We start from the raw sequence: 18,954 nt of genomic DNA on the forward strand, positions 1-18,954 counted from the left end.
TCCATGGATACTCGCGCCTTGGGTTAATGGCTCAGGCCGTATTTCTTGACCTTGTCGAACAGGGTGGTCTTGGCCATGCCCAGCTCCTGGCTGGCCTGGGTCAGGTTGCCGCCGCTGCGCTGCAAGGCATCGTTGAGCAGGTTGCGTTCGAAGGCTTCCACCGCCTCGGCAAAACCCAGGCCCTGGGCTGGGCTGGCGCCGGTCTTCTTGAACGCCGGCAGGCCCAGGGCGAAGCGCTCGGCGACGTTGCGCAGTTCGCGCACGTTGCCCGGCCAGTCGTGGCTCATCAGGCTCGACAGGGTCTGGTTGTCCAGTTCCGGCACGGCCCGGTCGAAACGCAGGGATGACTGCTGCAGGAAGTGTTCGAACAGTTGCAGGATGTCCTCGCGGCGCTCGCGCAGGGGCGGCAGTTCCAGGGTCACCACGTTGAGGCGGTAGTACAGGTCGCTGCGAAAGGCCTTGGCCCGGCTCAGCTCGTCCAGGTCCGACTTGGTGGCGGCGATCACCCGACAATCCACGGCCACGCTCTGGTTCGACCCCAGGCGTTCCAGGGTCCGCTCCTGCAATACCCGCAGCAGCTTGATCTGCAGGTTGATCGGCATGCTTTCCACTTCATCGAGGAACAAGGTGCCCTGGTGGGCGTGCTCGATCTTGCCGATGCGCCGCTTGCCGGCACCGGTGAAGGCGTTGGCCTCGTGGCCAAAGATTTCACTTTCGAACAGGTTCTCCGGCAAGCCGCCGCAGTTCAGGGCGACGAACTGTTGCGAATGGCGGCGGCTGAAGTCATGCAGGCAGCGGGCGACCAGCTCCTTGCCGGTGCCGGTTTCGCCTTCGATCAGCACGTTGGCCGAGGTATCGGCGACGTTGGCGATCAGCTCCCGCAGGTTCTGCATGGCCGGCGAGCGACCGATGATCCGGCCTTCCAGGGAATTGCGCTCGGCCAGTTGGCGGCGTAGCGAAGTCACTTCCCGGGCCAGGCCCCGTTGTTCCAGGGCACGGCGGGCCACGTCCACCAGGCGCTCGGGGGAGAAGGGTTTTTCCATGAAGTCGTAGGCGCCTTTCTGCATCGCGCCGACGGCCATGGAGATGTCGCCGTGGCCGGTGATCAGCACCACCGGCAGGCTGCGATCGCGCTCTTTGAGGCGGCTCAGCAGTTCCAGGCCGTCGATGCCCGGCAGGCGGATGTCACTGACCACGATGCCGGGGAAGTTGTCGCCAACCTGGGCCAGGGCCTCCTCGGCGCTGCCCACGCCAATGCAGGGGATGTCTTCCAGGGCCAGGGCCTGCTGGCAACCCAGCAGGACATGGGGGTCGTCTTCGACGATCAGCACGGTCAGCTCGTTGTTCATATCGACTCGGCTTGAGTGGGGCTTGCCAGTGGCAAGCAGAGGACAAAGGCGGTGCCGCCGCTTGTCGGGTGCTCCACCCCCAGGCTGCCGCCGGTGGCGGCGGCCAGGCTGGCGGACAGGGTCAGGCCCAGGCCCAGGCCCTGCTCGCCGGGTTTGGTGGTGAAGAAGGGTTCGAACAGGTGCTTGCGCGCCTCAAGATCGATGCCGTGGCCGTTGTCGCGCACCCGCAGGCGGTATTTGCCGTCGCCGGGTTCGCCTTCCAGCCACAGTTCCGGCGCCGGCTGCGCCTGCATGGCGTCCAGGGCATTGCCGATCAGGTTGATCAGGATCTGCTCCAGGCGGGTCTGGTCGATCTGCAGGGTCTGTTCACTGAAGTCGCGGTGCAGCTGCAGGGGCAGGGGTTCGATGCGGGCGTTGAGAATCTGCAGGGCGGCGTCCACCGCCTTGTCCAGGCTGGCCTGGCCCTGGTCGTCGCCGCGGCGGGCGAAGGAGCGCAGGCTGGCGGTGATGCGGCCCATGCGGTCGATCAGTTCGTTGATGGTCTTGAGGTTGGCGCTGGCGGTGTCCAGGGCACCGCGTTCGAGGAAGCGCACGGTGTTGCCGGACAGGGTGCGCAGCGCCGCCAGGGGCTGGTTGAGTTCGTGGGCAATGCTGGTGGACATCTGGCCGATGGCCGCCAGCTTGCCGGCCTGGACCAGCTCGTCCTGGGCCCGGCGCAGGGTTTCCTCGGCTTGGCGGCGTTCGCGGATCTGGCCCTTGAGCCGCTCGTTGCTGGCCCGCAGGTCGGCGGTGCGTTCGGCGATCCGCCGTTCCAGCTGGCTGTTGGCTTCCTGCAGGGCTTCACGGGCGGCCAGGCGGGTGGCGATGACCTTGCGTCGCTCGTTCCAGGCGATCAGCAAGAAGGCCACCAGGGCAAACGCCACGGCCACCAGGATGCCCTGGTTGATGGCTTCGCGGCGCAGGTCCTGCAGGGGCGTGAGCAGGGTGAAATTCCACGGCGTGTCGCTCAGGGGACGGGTCTGGGACAGGTAGCTGATGGCCTTGCCGTCGGATTCGAGCTCGGTGTTGGCGGGGAAGGTCAGTTTCTCCACGCCTTCGGCCAGGCGCTCCCGGGCCAGGGGTTCGAGTTCATTGAGCGGAAACCAGTAGTACTGCAGGCTGCGGGCCAGGCGCTCCTTGGTGTCGTCGCTCAGGGGGCGGACCGACTTGAGGCGACGCGCCGGGTCGCTGGAGAGAATGATGATGCCGTTCTCGTCGCTGACGAAGGCCTCCAGGCGGGCGCGCTGCCAGCGTTCTTCCAGGGCTTCCAGGCGCACCTTGACCACCGCCACGCCAATGATCTTGCCGTGCTCTTCCAGGCCGTGGGCCAGGTAGTAGCCGGGTTCGCCGTTGGTGCTGCCGATGCCGTAGAAGCGTCCGGGCTGGCCGCGCACGGCGTTCTGGAAGTAGGCGCGAAACGACAGGTCCTCACCCAGGTAGCTGTCGACGTCGCGCCAGTTGCTGGTGGCCAGTACCCGGCCGGTGGTGTCCAGGACATAGATGGCCCGGCTGCGACTGCGGCGGTTGAGGCCTTCGAGGTATTGATTGACGGTCTGCCGGTGTTCCGGCGAGGGATCGTCCAGCAAACGCGAGACACTGGATTCCAGTTCCAGCAGGCTGGGCAGATAGGTGTATTTGCTGATCTCGCTTTCTACGGCGCGGGCGTGCAGTTCCAGCTGGCGTTCGCCATTTTCGCCGAGGGTGCGGATACCGTTGTGTTCGCTGACCCAGAAGCCGATGTAGCCCAGGCCGATCATCAGCAGGATGACCAGGGGCGGCAGGAACAGCTGGCGGATCAGACGGGGTTTCACGGCAAGTGATGGCGGCGCGGCGCGATAGAGAGTGGGGTCGCATTTCATCACAGATGCCTTGGGTCAACCACTGCGCAGTGTCTGTAGGCGCCGGCTTGCCGGCGATAAGGGCGGCGCTGACGATAGGGGAGTCAGATGCCGTCCCATCGCAGGCAAGCCGGCGCCTACAGGAACGCGGGTTTTAGTGCTGCAGGATCTTCTCGAGGAAGTGCTGGGCACGTTCGGAGCGGGCGCTGATGTCGCCGAAGAATTCCTCTTTCTGGCAGTCTTCGATGATCTGGCCCTTGTCCATGAAGATCACGCGGTTGGCCACTTTGCGGGCAAAGCCCATTTCGTGGGTCACGCACATCATGGTCATGCCTTCCTGGGCCAGTTGCACCATGACGTCCAGTACTTCATTGACCATTTCCGGGTCCAGGGCCGAGGTCGGTTCGTCGAACAGCATGACGATCGGATCCATGGCCAGGGCGCGGGCGATGGCCACGCGCTGTTGCTGGCCGCCGGACAGCTGGCCCGGGTGCTTGTGGGCATGGGCGGCGAGGCCGACGCGGTCCAGCAGTTGCAGGCCTTTCTTGGTGGCCTCTTCCTTGCTGCGACCCAGGACCTTGATCTGCGCGATGGTCAGGTTTTCGGTGATGGTCAGGTGCGGGAACAGTTCGAAGTGCTGGAACACCATGCCCACCCGAGAACGCAGCTTCGGCAGGTTGGTCTTCGGGTCGGCGATGGAGGTGCCGTCCACCACGATGTCGCCCTTCTGGAAGGGTTCCAGTGCGTTGACGCACTTGATCAGGGTCGATTTGCCCGAGCCGGACGGCCCGCAGACCACCACCACTTCACCCTTCTTGACCTCGGTGCTGCAATCGGTCAGCACCTGGAAGTCCCCATACCACTTGTTGATGTTCTTGATAGAGATCATACGGCGAACCTTTTTTGCAGACGCTTGACCAGCAGCGAGGCGGCAAAGCTGATTGTGAAATAGACCAGACCAGCGATGATCAGGAATTCATTGGAGCGGCCGATGATGTCGCCGCTAGAACGCGAGGCGTTAAGGAAGTCCACCAGGCCCACGGTGTACACCAGGGAGGTGTCCTGGAACAGGATGATGCTCTGCTGCAGCAGCAAAGGGGTCATCTTGCGGAACGCCTGGGGCAGGATGATCAGGCGCATGGTCTGGCCATAGCTCATGCCCAGTGCCTGGGCAGCGCCCATCTGGCCCTTGGGAATGGACTGCACGCCGGCGCGGACGATTTCGCAGAAGTACGCCGCTTCGAACATCATGAAGGCCACGATGCACGAGGTGAATGCGCCGATCGGGGTGTCTTCGCCAGTGATCCAGCGCAGCACGAAAGGCACCGCCAGGTAGAACCAGGTGATCACCAGCAGCAGCGGGATCGAGCGGAAGTAGTTGACGTAGGCGCCGGCCAGGTTCGACAGCAGCTTGTTGTGGGACAAGCGCATCAGGGCCAGCAAGGTGCCGAGGATGATCCCGCCGACCACGCCCATGACCATCAGCTTGAGGGTCATCAGCATGCCGTTCCACAGACCGGGAATGGCCGGGACGATGCCCGAGAAGTCGAATTCCATTATTTACCTCCCACGGAGATCAGGCCGGGGACCGAAACTTTCTTCTCCACCAGGCGCATCAGCAGCATCAGGCTCATGTTCAGGGTGAAGTAGATCAGGGTGGCCAGGGTGAAGGCTTCGAACAGGTTGGCCGAGAACTCGGCGGTCTGCTTGGTCTGGGCCAGCAGTTCCATCAGGCCGATCAGGGACGCCACGGAGGAGTTCTTGAAGACGTTGAGGAATTCCGAGGTGAGCGGCGGAATGATGATCCGGTAGGCCTGGGGCAGCAGCACGTTCCAGTAGATCTGCGGCAGCGAGAAGCCCATGGCGCGAGCGGCGGATTCCTGGCCGCGGGGCAGCGCCTGGATGCCGGTACGGACCTGTTCGCAGACCCGGGCGGCGGTGAACAGGCCCAGGCACACGACAACGCTCAGGTAGGCCGAGGTGGTCGGGTTGAGGTCCTGCTTGTACCACTCCTGAAGGTTGGCCGGCAGCAGATCGGGCACCAGGAAGTACCAGATGAACAGCTGCACCAGCAGCGGCACGTTACGGAAGATCTCCACGTAGACGGTGGCGATGCCCGACACCAGGCGATTTGGCACGGTGCGCATGACGCCCAGGATCGACCCCAGCAGCAGCGCGATGATCCAGGCCACCACGGCGATGGCGATGGTCCAGCCCAGGCCGCTGATGAACCAGTCGAGATAGGTCTCGCTGCCCACGCCGGTGGACTTGAAGAACACGCCCCAGTCCCAGTTGTAATTCATTAGGGTTACCCCTCAGATCGTTCGATGTACAAGCACCCGCCTGGGGACGTCCGTTCCCACCCGGCCAGGACGGCCAGGCACACGCGATCGGCTCGACAACCACCGGTTCGAGTGTTTCCAAAAAAAATGCCAGCAGGTAGTGACAGACTCCTGAAGGGGCGGCGCCCCTTCGGGAGATAAGGTTAGTCAGGAATCAGGACTTTTTATCGTCAGCCGCTTTGTCGGTCGGGTTGGCGATCAGGGCCTTGAGCTCGTCGCTCATCGGGAACATCAGGTTCAGGCCTTTTGGTGGGATCGGCGATTGGAACCATTTGTCGTAGATCTTGTTGATCTCGCCCGATTTGTAGGTAGCGACGATGGCGTCATCCACGGCTTTCTTGAACGGGGCATCGCCCTTGCGGACCATGCAGCCGTAGATTTCGTAGGACTGTGGAGTACCGGTCACGGCCCAGTCGGTCGGCTTCTTGGCCTTGGCCATCTCACCGGCCAGCAACGCGTCGTCCATCATGAAGGCAACGGCGCGGCCCGATTCCAGCATCTGGAACGACTCACCGTGGTCCTTGGCGGAGATCACGTTCATGCCCATCTGCTTGTCGGCGTTCATGGCCTTGAGAATGCGCTCGGAAGTGGTACCGGCGGTGGTCACCACGTTCTTGCCTTTCAGGTCAGGGAAGTCCTTGTAGGTCGAGTCCTTTTTGGACAGCAGACGGGTACCGATTTCAAAGATGCCGACCGAGAAGTCGACCTGTTGCTGGCGCTCGACGTTGTTGGTGGTGGAGCCGCACTCGACGTCCACGGTGCCGTTCTGCACCAGCGGGATACGGGTCTGGGAGGTCACCAGGTTGTACTTGACCTTCAGGTCAGGCATGTCGAGGTCTTTCTTGATCGCTTCGACGATTTTCAGCTGGATGTCGTGGGAGTAGCCCACTGGCACGCCGGAAGCGTCAGCGATGTAGGAAAACGGGATGGAAGCGTCGCGATGTCCGAGGGTGATGGTGCCGGATTCTTTGATTTTCTTCAGTGTGCCGGTGAGCTCGGCAGCGAAAACTGGAGTGCTAATCAGAGCGGCAGCGATAGCTGCGCCCAACAGATGGGGAACGATGCGCATCAATATTTCCTCGACATTTGTTTTTTTTATGAAGCCAGTTCGACGGCTCTTATATACAGCGAATGCCTTGACGGCTCCTGAAGTGTTGGCGCGACAGGCATTCGTCGCACAGTGTAGAGCATGAGTCGTGCCAGACCCATTGATCATGATCAAGTCTTTGATTTACAAGGATATTAAATATTTTTCTGGTATAAATTTCCGCGCTTCCATCCGGTTATCCGAATCCCTTTCGGTTGGCCATTCGGAAAACCGAACGCGGTACTCTGCGGTCGGCGCCGGCCGACGCGAGCGGCTGGCCAGGGTGGGGCACAAAAAAGCCCCTGGGCCTTCCGGCGCAGGGGCTTGGCTTGATCCGTGGCGTTCAGGCTGCCTTGATCTTGCCGCGATTGTCCTCGACCTTTTGCAGATAATCCCGCAACTGCTGTTGTTCGGCAGCGGTGGTGAACAAGCCCAGCTTGCTCCGGCGCCAGAGAATATCCTCGGCCTTGAGCGCCCATTCCTCGGCGCACAGATAATCCACTTCGCGGGTGTACAGGCCGCCCCCCAGGTGTTCACCCAGGTCGTTGAGGTTGTGCACGCCTTCCAGCAGGCGCCAGGTGCGGCTGCCATAGGTGGTGGCCCAGCGGCGGGCGATCTGGCTGGGCACCCAGTCGAATTTCTTGCGGATGGCTTCCGCCAGGGCTTGCGGCGTGCTCATCTGCTCGCCGCCGGGCAGGGTGGCCTGAGCGGTCCAGCTCGGCTTGGCCTGCTTGAAGTAGGGAGCCAGTTGCGCCATGGCCGATTCTGCCAGCTTGCGGTAGGTGGTCAGTTTGCCGCCGAACACCGAGAGCAGCGGAGCTTCTTCGCCAGTGCCGGAAAGGGCCAGGGTGTAGTCGCGAGTCACCGCCGAAGGGTTGTCGGATTCGTCATTGCATAGCGGGCGAACACCGGAGTAGCTGTGCAGGATATCGCTGCGGCTCAGCTGCTTCTTGAAGTGCGCGTTGACCACCTGCAGCAGGTAGTCGGTTTCGCCTTCGGTGATTGCGACCTTGGCCGGGTCGCCGGTGTATTCCCGGTCGGTGGTGCCGATCAGGGTGAACTGATCGAGGTAGGGAATGGTGAAGACAATGCGCTGGTCTTCGTTCTGCAGGATGTGCGCGTGCTCGCCCTCGTACAGCCGGGGCACGATCAGGTGGCTGCCCTGGATCAGGCGGATGCCGTAAGGCGATTCCAGCTTCAGGTCATCCTTGATGAACTTGGCGACCCAGGGGCCGGCCGCGTTCACCAGGGCCTTGGCGGTGATGGAGAACCGGCTGCCGTCGGCCCGTTCCAGTTCCAGTTGCCACAGGCCCTTGCTGCGCCGGGCGCTGACGCAACGGGTCTGGGTATGCACGTGGGCGCCGTGTTCGCGGGCGGCCATGGCGTTGAGCACCACCAGGCGGGCATCGTCGACCCAGCAGTCGGAGTATTCGAAGCCTTTGCTGATCTCGGCCTTCAGCGCGCTGTCGGCGCCGAACTTCAGGCTGCGCGAACCGGCGAGTTTTTCCCGCTTGCCCAGGTGGTCATACAGGAACAGGCCGGCGCGAATCATCCATGCCGGGCGCAGGTGTGGCCGGTGCGGCAGGACAAAACGCATGGGTTTGACGATATGTGGCGCCTTGGCCAGCAGTACTTCGCGTTCGGCCAGGGCTTCGCGTACCAGGCGGAATTCGTAATGTTCGAGGTAGCGCAGGCCGCCGTGGATCAGCTTGCTGCTGGCCGACGACGTGTGGCTGGCCAGATCGTCCTTTTCGCAAAGGAACACGGACAAGCCGCGACCTGCCGCATCCGCGGCAATTCCAACACCATTGATCCCACCGCCGATGACGGCGATATCGTAAACCTCGGAGAGAGGGCGCGCGGGCAAGGTAGAAGTGGGCATCGACGGGCCTCGTGTTGCTTTGATATTTGAATTCGAACATTAATGTTCATTTTCGAAAATACTAGCGCATAAAGAACCCTGCATCCAGCGTGTTTCGATTGAAAAAACTGATCGAAGCGGCTTTGGAAGATGGTTTTCGAACATTGTCAGGCGATGGATGCCGCGGTTGCGGCACGCCCGAAGGCTTGGAGCGCACCAGGCAGGTGCGCGGGGCAGGGAGGGCTGTAGCGCCGCGCTATGGGCCGGCGCTGGAATCCGGCCTGCTTCGCCTTGCGGGAGGGGAGCTCAGACCACTTCGAGGCGGATCTTGTGCTGGTTGAGCAGTTGGCTCAGGGCCGGGACCGGTTGCTGATCGGTGACCAGGCAATCAATCAGGCTGATGGGGCCGAGGCGGATCATGGCGTTGCGCCCGAACTTGCTGGAGTCGGCGGCCAGGATCACTTGCCGGGCATTGGCGATGATCGCCTGGGACACCCGCACTTCCTGGTAGTCGAAGTCCAGCAGGCTGCCGTCCTCGTCGATGCCGCTGATGCCCACCAGGGCGAAGTCGACCTTGAACTGGTTGATGAAGTCGACGCTGGCCTGGCCTACCACGCCGCCGTCACGGCGCACATTGCCGCCGGTGAGCAGCACGTCGAAATCATCCTTGGCACTGAGCATCGAGGCCACGTGCAGGTTGTTGGTGATGATCTTCAGGTGGCTGTGGTTGAGCAGGGCGCGGGCGATGGATTCGGTGGTGGTGCCGATGTTGATGAACAGCGAGGCGTGATCGGGGATCTGCGCGGCAACGGCTTCGCCGATGCGCTGCTTTTCGTCGCGCATCTGGTCGGCGCGCATGGCGTAGGCGGTGTTTTCTACGCTGGAGTCATAGGCCGCGCCGCCGTGGTAGCGACGCAGCAGATTGGCTTCCGCCAGTTGGTTGATATCGCGGCGGATGGTTTGCGGTGTCACAACGAACAGCTGGGCCAATTCCTCGATGCTGACGTAGCCGCGTTCGCGGACCAGATCGAGGATTTGCTGCTGACGGGGAGGCAGATTCATGGGGCTTCCTTTGGGCTGCCGTGCAAAATTTGCCCATGATGCCGCAGGAATCCCCTCCCGACCAGTTACAAGCGGTTACCTATCCACGGCTTGGCTTATTTGGCCTCTTCGTGAGGTTCCCAGTCGCGGGTGCGGCTGACCGCCTTCTTCCAGCCTGCGTACAGGCCTTCTTTTTCCGCTTCGCCCAGTTGTGGTTCGAACTCGCGCTCGATCACCGCCTTGCCCCGCAGTTCTTCCAGGCTGCCCCAGAATCCGCAGGCCAGGCCGGCCAGGTAGGCGGCGCCCAGGGCCGTGGTTTCGCGCATTTGCGGGCGCTCAACCTGGGTGCCGAGGATGTCGGCCTGGAACTGCATGAGGAAGTTGTTGGCTACGGCGCCGCCGTCCACGCGCAGGGCTTTGAGGCGTTCGCCGGAATCCTGCTGCATGGCGTCAAGCACGTCGCGGGTCTGGTAGGCGATGGATTCCAGGGCGGCGCGGATGATGTGGTCCACGCGCACGCCACGGGTCAGGCCGAACAATGCGCCACGGGCATAGGGGTCCCAGTAGGGCGCGCCGAGGCCGGTGAAGGCCGGCACCAGGTACACGCCATTGCTGTCCTTGACCTTGTTGGCGAAGTATTCGGTGTCGTGGGCGTCGTTGATGATCTTCAGCTCGTCACGCAGCCACTGCACGGTGGAGCCACCGTTGAAAACTGCGCCTTCCAGGGCGTAGGCCACTTCGCCTCGTGGGCCGCAAGCGATGGTGGTGAGCATGCCGTGCTGGGATTTGACCGCCTTGTCGCCGGTGTTCATCAGCAGGAAGCAGCCGGTGCCGTAGGTGTTCTTGGCCTGGCCCGGCTCGACGCACATCTGGCCGAACAGCGCGGCTTGCTGGTCGCCGGCGATGCCGCCAATGGCGATGCCGCTTTTGGTCCGGCCGTAGATTTCCGACGAGGACTTCACTTCTGGAAGCATTTCCCGCGGGATGTCCAGTACCTCCAGCATCTTCGCGTCCCACTCCAGGGTGTGGATGTTGAAGAGCATGGTGCGCGAGGCGTTGGTGTAATCGGTGACGTGGGTCTTGCCACCGGTGAATTTCCAGATCAGCCAGCTGTCGATGGTGCCGAACAGCAGCTCGCCGCTGCGGGCGCGCTCGCGGCTGCCTTCGACGTTGTCGAGGATCCACTTGAGCTTGGTGCCGGAGAAATAGGGGTCGGTGACCAGGCCGGTGGTTTCGCGAATGTAGTCTTCCAGGCCGTCGCGCTTGAGCTGCTGGCAGATTTCGGTGCTGCGGCGGCATTGCCAGACGATGGCGTTGTAGATCGGCCGGCCGGTGGTCTTGTCCCAGACCACGGTGGTTTCCCGCTGGTTGGTGATGCCGATGGCAGCCACCTGGTCGTGATGCAGGCCAGCTTGTGCCAGGGCCTCGACCATCACCGCGCTCTGGGTGGCGAAGATTTCCATGGGGTCATGTTCGACCCAGCCGGCTTGCGGATAGTGCTGGGCGAACTCGCGCTGGGCGGTGCACACCACGTTGGCGTCGCGGTCGAAAATGATCGCCCGGGAGCTGGTCGTACCCTGATCGAGGGCAATGATGTAGTTCTTATTCTGAATGTCGGTCATGTCGATTGCCTTGGACGAAATAAGGGAGAGAGAACTGGCGCGGGATCGATTCGGGCAGGATCACGCGCCGCTGGATTCAGGAAACTTTGATCTTGCCGTCGGCGGCCTGTTCGGCCTCAGGGGCTGGCGCCGCATTAGGCAGGTGGCGCGCGATCAATCCGCGATAGGCCGCTGCACCGAGGCAGGCACCCAGGATCGGCGCGAAGATCGGTACCAGGAAATACGGAATATCACGGCCGCCGGTGAAGGAAATTTCACCCCAGCCAGTGACGAACGTCATCAGTTTAGGTCCGAAGTCCCGCGCCGGGTTCATCGCAAAGCCGGTCAGCGGGCCCATGGAGCTGCCGATCACGGCAATCAGCAGGCCGATCAGCAGAGGCGCCATGGCGCCGCGAGGCAGGCCATTGTTGTCATCGGTCAAGGCCATGATCACGCCCATGAGAATCGCGGTGATCACCACTTCCACCAGGAACGCCTGGGCCGTGGACAGCGCCGGGTTGGGGAAGGTGGAGAAGACCGAGGCCAGTTCCAGGCTGGCCTGGGAACCACGGATCATCTGGTGAGCTTGTTCGAAATCGAAGAACAGGTTGCTGTACAGCGTGTAAACCAACAGCGCCGCGCAGAAGGCGCCCGCGACCTGGGCCAGGATGTAGAACGGCAGTTTGCGTTTTTCAAAATCGGCGAACAGGCACAGGGCGATGCTTACGGCCGGGTTCAGGTGGGCGCCGGAAACTCCGGCGGTCAGGTAGATCGCCATGCTCACGCCGACCCCCCAAATGATGCTGATTTCCCATAGGCCAAAGCTGGCCCCCGCGACCTTGAGCGCGGCGACACAGCCGGTGCCGAAGAAGATCAGCAGTGCAGTACCCAGAAACTCGGCGATGCATTGGCCCGATAGCGACGGTTGTTGCAGAGCAGTTGTCATGTGAACCTCGATTTTTGTTGTTGTCTGGCGCTGCTGCAAAAGGCATGGAGCGCGACTTCCAACGAAGACGGAATCCCCATTCCGGCTTCGTCTTGCTGCTGGGTACAACCTTGTATCTACCGCATGATATTCAGAAACGAAAAAATATAGACAAGAAACACCGCTGTCAAAGGTCGAAAGTGAACGGCTGGTCATTTTATAGATATCAATCAAATGAATGATCCAGGGCTACAGTCCCGGGAGTGACAGGTGGTGCTGCGCTGGTGTCCGTGGCCAGTGCTGATCGAGGCCTGGAATAGAGCCTTTTGTCGATTAATGGCCTAAAATCCGCGCGCTCGGTTTTGCCTTTTCGTCCCCCTTGGAGCTGCCATGACCCCTGCATTGGATCTGCTAAAAAAAGTTCGCGCCGAACATCGTGTTCACAGTTACGAACATGATCCCAAGGCAGCTTCCTATGGTCTGGAGGCGGCGGAGAAGCTCAGTCTCGACCCGGCGCAAGTGTTCAAGACGCTGCTGGCCAGCAGCGAGAAGGGCGAATTGCTGGTGGCCGTGGTGCCGGTCGCCGGCAGCCTCGACCTGAAGGCCCTGGCCCACGCGGCCGGGGTGAAAAAAGCCGAAATGGCCGATCCGGCCGCTGCCCAGCGTGCCACTGGCTACCTCTTGGGGGGATCAGCCCGCTGGGGCAGAAGAAGCGTCTGCGGACCTTCATCGACAGCAGTGCTCAGCCTTTGGCCAGTATTTTTGTCAGTGCCGGTCGTCGCGGACTGGAAGTGGAGCTGTCGGCAGCGGTGCTGGCCGAGCATACCCAGGCCAGGTTTGCCGACATCGGTCGCCCTTGAGTCCAGGCGTCGGCGGTTGAACAGGCCGCTGCTGTATGCCGGAAAATCTTCTCGTCTGTGTCTGTCGCGCTCCCGGTCACGCAGGCCATGCTGGCCGCCGACGGATCAAGGAGAAGAGCTATGCAGCTTGAGTTTCAACAGATCGATGCATTCAGTGATCAACCCTTTGCCGGCAATCCGGCCATGGTCTACCGGCTTGATGCATGGCTTGACGACGCACTGATGCAGCAGATCGCCGCCGAGCACAATCTGGCGGAAACCGCGTTTGTGGTGCGCGAAACCCAAGGCTGGCGGATTCGCTGGTTCACCCCCGCCACCGAGGTGCCCCTGTGCGGGCATGCGACTCTGGCCAGTGCCTACGTGCTGTTCGAGGTGTATGGCGAGCCGGGGCAGCGCCTTGAGTTTCTCAGCCGCTCGGGGCCCTTGAGCGTTACCCGTGAGGGTGGCCTGTTGTGGCTGGACTTCCCTCTGCGCAGCCCTCGTCGCCAGGCCGATGCGGAGCAGGTGGCGCAGATACTCGGCGCCAGGGTCGTCGATCTGCAAGGTGCCAATGAGCTGTTGGCGGTGCTGGAATCGGAGCAGGCGGTCCGCGATTGTCGGCCTGATCTGGCGGCACTGGCCAAGTTGCCCTGGCCGGGGGTGATTGTCACCGCGCGGGGCGAGCGGCATGACTTTGTCTCGCGGTATTTTGCTCCGGCCATCGGCATCGACGAGGATCCGGTGACCGGCTCGACCCATTGCTGCCTGACGCCTTACTGGGCGCAGCAATTGGATAAACAGCAGTTGAGCGCGTATCAGTGTTCGGCGCGAGGTGGGGCGTTGTTCTGTCGCTTGGAGGGAGAACGGGTGAAGATCGGTGGCCATGCACGGCTGATTGCCAGCGGGCATTTGCACCTGGAATGACTGCGCGGTGGTGGTTTCGCCGGCAAGCCGGCTCCTACAGTGTGCTGTTGTAGGCGCTGGCTTGCTGGCGCAGGCGGCTCAGTGAGCGCTACTGTAGCGCCGTACCCCGGAGTCGCTATGGGGCATCTGCGCCGCCGTGCTGCCTGAGGCCTGGAACAGCACCAGGTGTTCCGCCGCGACCCGAATGCCGACATCCGCTCCGACCTGATGGTCGGCGTGACTGGGGAAGATCGATTCCAGTTGGCTGCCGGTAGGCAATTGCAGGCGATATAGGGTCGAGGCGCCAAGGAAGGTCTTGCCGACCACCCGGGCTTTCAAGTCGCTGTCCGGCGCGTGGACGATGTCGTCCGGGCGCAGCAGGACGTCCACCGCGCCACCTGTCGGCCAGGTATAGGCCCGGTTGCCCTGCAGTACACCCAGTTCGGTCTGCACCGATTCCGGCGTGTTCAGTTGGCCGCGAATGAAGTAGCCCTGGCCAATGAAGCTGGCGACAAAGGGCGTCTGTGGTTCGTGATAGAGGTTGTAGGGAGTGTCCCACTGCTCCAGGCGACCTTCCTTGAATACCCCGACCTGATCGCTCACGGCGAAGGCTTCTTCCTGATCGTGGGTGACCAGGATCGCGCTGGTGCCGCGGGCCTTGAGGATGTCGCGCACCTCATGGCTGAGCTTGCGCCGCAGTTCGCCGTCCAGGTTGGAGAAGGGCTCGTCCAGCAGCAGCAATTGCGGCTCTGGCGCCAGGGCGCGAGCCAGCGCGACTCGCTGCTGCTGGCCGCCGGACAGTTCGTGGGGAAAGCGCTGGCCGAGGTTCTTCAGGTTGACCAGCTCCAGCAGTTCGGCGATCACTCGTTCTCTCTGCGGGTGCTTGCGAATGCCGAAAGCAATGTTGTCCGCCACGCTCAGGTGCGGGAACAGGGCATAGTCCTGAAACACCATGCCGATCCGGCGTTTCTCCGGGGCCAGGGTGAAACCGGCGCTGGATATGGTTTCGCCAGCCAGTTGGATCTCGCCTGCGTGCACCGGCTCGAACCCGGCAATGGCGCGCAGGGTGGTGGTCTTGCCACATCCGGATGAGCCCAGCAGGCAGCCGATGTCCCCGGCGTTGAGGTGCAGATTGAGGTCCTGCACCACGCGTTGGTCCTGGTAGCCGCAAGCCAGGTTGCGCAGGTTCAGCAGTAATGGCTGGCTCATGCGTGGTGGTACGCCGGCTCGACAAGGAACTCGAGCAGGGCCTTTTGCGCGTGCAGACGGTTTTCCGCCTGGTCCCAAGCCACTGAGCGAGGGTCGTCCAGCAGGTCGAGGCTGATTTCCTCGCCACGGTGGGCGGGCAGGCAGTGCATGAACACTACGTCCGGGGCGGCCAGGTCGAGCAGCGCGCGGCTGACCTGGAAGGGGGCAAACAGCTGAAGACGCTTGGCGGTTTCTTCTTCCTGGCCCATGGAGGTCCAGACGTCGGTGCTCACCAGATGGGCGCCGATCACGGCCTCGCGAGGATCACGGACGATGGTCACGCGATCGCCGGCCTTGGCGACAAATTCTGCGTTGGGCTCGTAGCCTTCGGGACAGGCGATGCGCAGCTGGAAGTCGAACTGGATGGCCGCTTCTATATAGCTGTTGCACATGTTGTTGCCGTCACCGATCCAGGCCACGGTCTTGCCCTGGATCGAACCGCGGTGTTCGAGGAAGGTCTGCATGTCCGCCAGCAACTGGCAGGGGTGCAGGTCGTCGGACAGGCCGTTGATCACCGGCACCCGGGAATTGGCCGCGAACTCGGTCAGGGTGCTGTGGGCAAAGGTGCGGATCATCACCGCGTCGAGCATGCGCGACATGACGATGGCGCAGTCGCCGATCGGTTCGCCGCGACCCAGCTGAGTGTCCCGTGGCGAAAGGAAGATGGCCTGGCCGCCCAGCTGGATCATGCCGGCTTCGAAAGACAGTCGGGTACGGGTCGACGACTTCTCGAAAATCATGCCGAGTACACGATTTTTCAAAGGCTCGAAGAGTACGCCGCGGTTACGCAGGTCCTTCAGCTCGATGCCTCGACGAATCACACTGACCAGCTCTTCGGGCGTGCAATCCATCAGGGAGAGAAAGTGCCTTGCGCTCATCATTAACTACCTTTTTTGCAACGGACCGCAGATTCTCAAAGCCTTGTTTAATCGAACAACGGGCTGGACCTGCGGCGAAAGCCGCACGGGGCGACGAAATAGGGGAAGGCGCGATCTTATAATTAAATGTCGCGTCTTACCAATAGTGCTACGGCGTTCATGGGCATTCAGAGAGGCCAGGACGCGATTGCGCTGGCGCTTTTGAGACCGGTTTTCAGACAGCAGCCGGGCATTTGTACACTGCCCCGGCGCGGCTTGGCAATCGAGTGTGGCGCCGGCTGTGCGGCTGCGGTCGTTTTCTGACCTGTCGGCCGAGGTTCGCTGCGGGGGGAATCCGCGGCTTGGCAACTTGAAACATTTCCTAATGCAAAGTGCTGAGTTTATAAAGGCGAATCTGCGGCAAGGATAGGTGTGCGATGGAATCCAGGGAGCAACAACTGATGACGCTGTTGGGGCTCACGGCCCGGGCGCTTACGGATATGACCGCCTCGGTGACGGCCTTTTCTTTCGAGCTGCTACGCAGCGAGGATCCGCTGACCCGCGCCGCCGCGCGCAAGATGATCGATCTGATGATGACCCTCAGTGCCGGGCTGGATGAGCATTGGCGACTGCTGGCCGAGTTGTCGGGTGTCCATGCCGAACAGGGGCCCATGGACGTCCCCCCGCAAATCTCCGTGGATGGGCCGCCGCGCTTACCGCCGAACTGACGGCCCTGATCATGGCCCAGGCTGATGGTCCTGAATTCATGGGGCGAACGTCGCTGGTGTCGGCCGAGGCCAGCCGCCATAGTTTTGGCTTCCTGCGGCCCTGTGCGGGGCGCCTTCAAACAAAAGAGACTGGCCATGACCAAGACTCTCCATCACCGTGCCTGCCACCTGTGCGAAGCCATCTGCGGCCTGACCCTGGAAATCACCGAAGAGCCGGGCAGCGCTCCACGCATTAGCTCGATCAAGGGCGACCCCCTGGACAGTTTCAGCCGTGGCCATGTCTGCCCCAAGGCCGTGGCCCTGCAGGATATCCAGAATGATCCCGATCGCCTGCGCCAGCCGGTGCGTCGTGTGGGCAACCAATGGCAGCCCATCGAGTGGGACGAGGCCTTTGCCCTGGTGGCCGAGCGGCTGGCGAGCATCCAGCAGCGCCATGGCAACAACGCCGTGGCGACCTACCAGGGCAATCCCAGCGTGCACAACTATGGGCTGATGACCCACAGCAATTACTTTCTCGGCCAGCTCAAGACCCGCAATCGTTTCTCGGCCACATCGGTCGATCAGTTGCCCCAGCACCTGACCAGTTACCTGATGTACGGCCACGGCCTGCTATTGCCGATTCCGGATATCGATCACACCGATTTCATGCTGATCCTGGGCGGCAATCCCCTGGCATCCAACGGCAGCATCATGACCGTGCCGGATGTGGAGAAGCGCCTCAGGGCCATTCAGGCCCGTGGCGGCAAAGTGGTGGTGGTCGATCCCCGGCGCAGTGAAACCGCAGCGATGGCCGATCAGCACCTGTTTATCCGGCCGGGGGGCGATGTGGCGCTGCTGTTCGGTCTGCTCAACAGCATTTTCGACGCGGGGCTGACCCGCGACAGCCATTTGCCGGTGGATGGGCTGGCCGAGGTGCGCCAGGCGATTTCGCGGTTCACTGCCGAAGCCATGAGCCCGTTGTGCGCCATTCCGGCTGCGCAGATTCGTCAGCTGGCGCGGGATTTCGCCTCGGCGGACAAGGCGGTCTGTTACGGGCGCATGGGGGTGTCGACCCAGGCCTTCGGCACGCTGTGCCACTGGTTGCTGCAGTTGCTCAATCTGGTCACCGGCAACCTGGACCGGGTCGGTGGTGCCTTATGTACCCAGCCGGCGGTGGACCTGGTGGCGGCGACTTCGGGTGGTCATTTCAATGTCTGGCAGAGTCGGGTTTCCGGGCTTCCGGAGTATGGCGGCGAGCTGCCGGTATCGGCCCTGGCCGAAGAGATGCTCACCGAGGGTGAAGGTCAGGTGCGGGCCTTGATCACCGTGGCCGGCAATCCGGTGTTGTCCACGCCCAATGGCCGGCAGCTGGAGCAGGCCTTGGACGGGCTGGAGTTCATGCTGAGCATCGATCTGTATATCAATGAAACCACCCGTTATGCCGACCTGATCCTGCCGTCCACCTCGGCTCTGGAGAATGATCACTACGACACCACGTTCAATCTGTTCGCGGTGCGCAATGTCAGTCGCTTCAATCGAGCGATCCTGCCCAAGCCTGAAGGGGCGCTGCATGACTGGGAGATCTTCGTCGGCCTGGCCAAGGCATTTGCCGCGCAGACCGCCAGCCCGTTGAAGCCGACCCTGGCACCTGCACAGATGATTGACTTGGGCTTGCGCGCCGGGCCTTACGGCGATGCCTCGCCGCTCAAGCTGTCCCTGGCGACGCTGGACCAGCACCCCCACGGTATTGATCTGGGGGCGCTGCAGCCGAACCTGGCGGCTCGCTTGAAAACCGAGAATCGGCGGATCCAGGCCGCACCGGCGCCGATCATGGCCGATCTGCAGCGCTTTGCCGCGCTGAGTGCGCCACCTTTGGGCGAGTTGTTGCTGATTGGGCGTCGGCATGTGCGCAGCAATAACTCCTGGATGCATAACTATCACCGCCTGGTGAAGGGCAAGCCTCGCCATCAGTTATTGATGAATCCCGATGATCTGGCCCAGCGAGGCCTGAGTGATGGCCAGCGGGTGCGAGTCAGGTCCCGGGTGGGCGCGGTGGAGGTGGAAGTGCTGGCCAGCAGCGAGATGATGCCGGGCGTGGTAAGTCTGCCCCATGGCTGGGGGCACAGGCGTCCTGGTGTGCAGATGAGCATTGCCATGGAGCAGCCTGGATGTAGCGCCAATGACCTGACCGATGAGCGTCAGCTCGATGCGTTGTCCGGGAATGCGGCGTTGAATGGGGTGCCGGTGACTGTGGAGGCGGCCTGAGGTGTCTGTCGGAGAGGCCGAGCAGGGCGCTCAGGATTCCGTTACAATGCGC

General features: G+C 62.4%; 15 protein-coding genes and 1 pseudogene. 4 read left to right on the top strand and 12 right to left on the bottom strand.

Features of this window, described 5'->3' with window-relative positions; all coding sequences use genetic code 11:
• Positions 1 to 23: 23 nt before the first annotated feature.
• The 10 genes from aauR to BLV47_RS05920 form a co-directional block, all read right to left on the bottom strand.
• Entirely contained in the window at positions 24 to 1,349 is a 1,326-nt protein-coding gene (gene aauR / locus BLV47_RS05875) for a two-component response regulator AauR (RefSeq protein ID WP_092310971.1), read from the bottom strand.
• Complete coding sequence (aauS, locus tag BLV47_RS05880; RefSeq protein ID WP_092310974.1) at positions 1,346 to 3,247, bottom strand: two-component sensor histidine kinase AauS; 1,902 nt, start codon at positions 3,245 to 3,247, stop codon at positions 1,346 to 1,348. The genes aauR and aauS overlap by 4 nt, the downstream gene beginning before the upstream one ends.
• Positions 3,248 to 3,380: 133 nt before the next feature.
• On the bottom strand, positions 3,381 to 4,115 hold the full coding sequence (locus tag BLV47_RS05885; RefSeq protein WP_016964662.1) for an amino acid ABC transporter ATP-binding protein: 735 nt from the start codon (positions 4,113 to 4,115) through the stop codon (positions 3,381 to 3,383).
• Positions 4,112 to 4,783 carry an amino acid ABC transporter permease gene (locus tag BLV47_RS05890; RefSeq protein ID WP_016964664.1) on the bottom strand — a complete coding sequence of 224 codons (672 nt, stop codon included), beginning with the start codon at positions 4,781 to 4,783 and terminating at the stop codon, positions 4,112 to 4,114. The genes BLV47_RS05885 and BLV47_RS05890 overlap by 4 nt, the downstream gene beginning before the upstream one ends.
• A complete protein-coding gene (locus BLV47_RS05895) occupies positions 4,783 to 5,529 on the bottom strand; it encodes an amino acid ABC transporter permease (RefSeq protein WP_092310977.1) in 747 nt (248 codons plus the stop codon). The genes BLV47_RS05890 and BLV47_RS05895 overlap by 1 nt, the downstream gene beginning before the upstream one ends.
• Positions 5,530 to 5,722: 193 nt before the next feature.
• Entirely contained in the window at positions 5,723 to 6,637 is a 915-nt protein-coding gene (locus tag BLV47_RS05900; RefSeq protein WP_092310980.1) for a glutamate/aspartate ABC transporter substrate-binding protein, read from the bottom strand.
• Positions 6,638 to 6,998: 361 nt separating this feature from the next.
• Positions 6,999 to 8,537 (bottom strand): glycerol-3-phosphate dehydrogenase, encoded by a 1,539-nt coding sequence (gene glpD / locus BLV47_RS05905; protein ID WP_092310983.1) that lies wholly within the window; start codon positions 8,535 to 8,537, stop codon positions 6,999 to 7,001.
• A 285-nt stretch (positions 8,538 to 8,822) separates the two neighbouring features.
• Complete coding sequence (locus BLV47_RS05910; protein ID WP_092310986.1) at positions 8,823 to 9,578, bottom strand: DeoR/GlpR family transcriptional regulator; 756 nt, start codon at positions 9,576 to 9,578, stop codon at positions 8,823 to 8,825.
• 95 nt (positions 9,579 to 9,673) lie between these two features.
• Positions 9,674 to 11,179: a glycerol kinase GlpK gene (gene glpK, locus BLV47_RS05915; RefSeq protein WP_092310989.1), complete on the bottom strand. Its 1,506-nt coding sequence runs from the start codon at positions 11,177 to 11,179 to the stop codon at positions 9,674 to 9,676.
• A 76-nt stretch (positions 11,180 to 11,255) separates the two neighbouring features.
• Complete coding sequence (locus BLV47_RS05920; RefSeq protein WP_092310992.1) at positions 11,256 to 12,104, bottom strand: MIP/aquaporin family protein; 849 nt, start codon at positions 12,102 to 12,104, stop codon at positions 11,256 to 11,258.
• A 369-nt stretch (positions 12,105 to 12,473) separates the two neighbouring features.
• On the opposite strand from BLV47_RS05920, the pseudogene ybaK reads away from it, so the two are divergent.
• Together ybaK and BLV47_RS05930 are read left to right on the top strand one after the other, a co-directional pair.
• Positions 12,474 to 12,943 (top strand): annotated as a pseudogene (gene ybaK / locus BLV47_RS05925) (Cys-tRNA(Pro) deacylase).
• A gap of 120 nt (positions 12,944 to 13,063) precedes the next feature.
• The gene (locus tag BLV47_RS05930; RefSeq protein WP_092310995.1) at positions 13,064 to 13,846 is read left to right on the top strand and encodes a PhzF family phenazine biosynthesis protein; all 783 of its coding nucleotides are present in this window, start codon (positions 13,064 to 13,066) and stop codon (positions 13,844 to 13,846) included.
• 78 nt (positions 13,847 to 13,924) lie between these two features.
• Here BLV47_RS05930 and BLV47_RS05935 read toward each other — a convergent pair whose 3' ends face one another.
• Together BLV47_RS05935 and argF are read right to left on the bottom strand one after the other, a co-directional pair.
• Positions 13,925 to 15,034 (bottom strand): ABC transporter ATP-binding protein, encoded by a 1,110-nt coding sequence (locus tag BLV47_RS05935; protein WP_092310998.1) that lies wholly within the window; start codon positions 15,032 to 15,034, stop codon positions 13,925 to 13,927.
• The gene (argF, locus tag BLV47_RS05940) at positions 15,031 to 15,951 is read right to left on the bottom strand and encodes an ornithine carbamoyltransferase (RefSeq protein ID WP_092311001.1); all 921 of its coding nucleotides are present in this window, start codon (positions 15,949 to 15,951) and stop codon (positions 15,031 to 15,033) included. The genes BLV47_RS05935 and argF overlap by 4 nt, the downstream gene beginning before the upstream one ends.
• Positions 15,952 to 16,367: 416 nt before the next feature.
• On the opposite strand from argF, the gene BLV47_RS05945 reads away from it, so the two are divergent.
• Together BLV47_RS05945 and BLV47_RS05950 are read left to right on the top strand one after the other, a co-directional pair.
• Positions 16,368 to 16,658: a hypothetical protein gene (locus tag BLV47_RS05945; protein WP_092311004.1), complete on the top strand. Its 291-nt coding sequence runs from the start codon at positions 16,368 to 16,370 to the stop codon at positions 16,656 to 16,658.
• 135 nt (positions 16,659 to 16,793) lie between these two features.
• A complete protein-coding gene (locus tag BLV47_RS05950; protein ID WP_092311007.1) occupies positions 16,794 to 18,902 on the top strand; it encodes a molybdopterin oxidoreductase family protein in 2,109 nt (702 codons plus the stop codon).
• Positions 18,903 to 18,954: the final 52 nt, after the last annotated feature.

Origin of the sequence: Pseudomonas saponiphila, assembly GCF_900105185.1 — a bacterium.
Taxonomy (GTDB): domain Bacteria; phylum Pseudomonadota; class Gammaproteobacteria; order Pseudomonadales; family Pseudomonadaceae; genus Aquipseudomonas; species Aquipseudomonas saponiphila.

What these genes read in the sequence shown, in the direction of transcription:
- aauR (WP_092310971.1), bottom strand. Translation starts at nt 1,349, where the DNA reads ATGAACAACGAGCTGACCGTGCTGATCGTCGAAGACGACCCCCATGTC.
- aauS (WP_092310974.1), bottom strand. Translation starts at nt 3,247, where the DNA reads ATGAAATGCGACCCCACTCTCTATCGCGCCGCGCCGCCATCACTTGCC.
- BLV47_RS05885 (WP_016964662.1), bottom strand. Translation starts at nt 4,115, where the DNA reads ATGATCTCTATCAAGAACATCAACAAGTGGTATGGGGACTTCCAGGTG.
- BLV47_RS05890 (WP_016964664.1), bottom strand. Translation starts at nt 4,783, where the DNA reads ATGGAATTCGACTTCTCGGGCATCGTCCCGGCCATTCCCGGTCTGTGG.
- BLV47_RS05895 (WP_092310977.1), bottom strand. Translation starts at nt 5,529, where the DNA reads ATGAATTACAACTGGGACTGGGGCGTGTTCTTCAAGTCCACCGGCGTG.
- BLV47_RS05900 (WP_092310980.1), bottom strand. Translation starts at nt 6,637, where the DNA reads ATGCGCATCGTTCCCCATCTGTTGGGCGCAGCTATCGCTGCCGCTCTG.
- glpD (WP_092310983.1), bottom strand. Translation starts at nt 8,537, where the DNA reads ATGCCCACTTCTACCTTGCCCGCGCGCCCTCTCTCCGAGGTTTACGAT.
- BLV47_RS05910 (WP_092310986.1), bottom strand. Translation starts at nt 9,578, where the DNA reads ATGAATCTGCCTCCCCGTCAGCAGCAAATCCTCGATCTGGTCCGCGAA.
- glpK (WP_092310989.1), bottom strand. Translation starts at nt 11,179, where the DNA reads ATGACCGACATTCAGAATAAGAACTACATCATTGCCCTCGATCAGGGT.
- BLV47_RS05920 (WP_092310992.1), bottom strand. Translation starts at nt 12,104, where the DNA reads ATGACAACTGCTCTGCAACAACCGTCGCTATCGGGCCAATGCATCGCC.
- BLV47_RS05930 (WP_092310995.1), top strand. Translation starts at nt 13,064, where the DNA reads ATGCAGCTTGAGTTTCAACAGATCGATGCATTCAGTGATCAACCCTTT.
- BLV47_RS05935 (WP_092310998.1), bottom strand. Translation starts at nt 15,034, where the DNA reads ATGAGCCAGCCATTACTGCTGAACCTGCGCAACCTGGCTTGCGGCTAC.
- argF (WP_092311001.1), bottom strand. Translation starts at nt 15,951, where the DNA reads ATGAGCGCAAGGCACTTTCTCTCCCTGATGGATTGCACGCCCGAAGAG.
- BLV47_RS05945 (WP_092311004.1), top strand. Translation starts at nt 16,368, where the DNA reads ATGGAATCCAGGGAGCAACAACTGATGACGCTGTTGGGGCTCACGGCC.
- BLV47_RS05950 (WP_092311007.1), top strand. Translation starts at nt 16,794, where the DNA reads ATGACCAAGACTCTCCATCACCGTGCCTGCCACCTGTGCGAAGCCATC.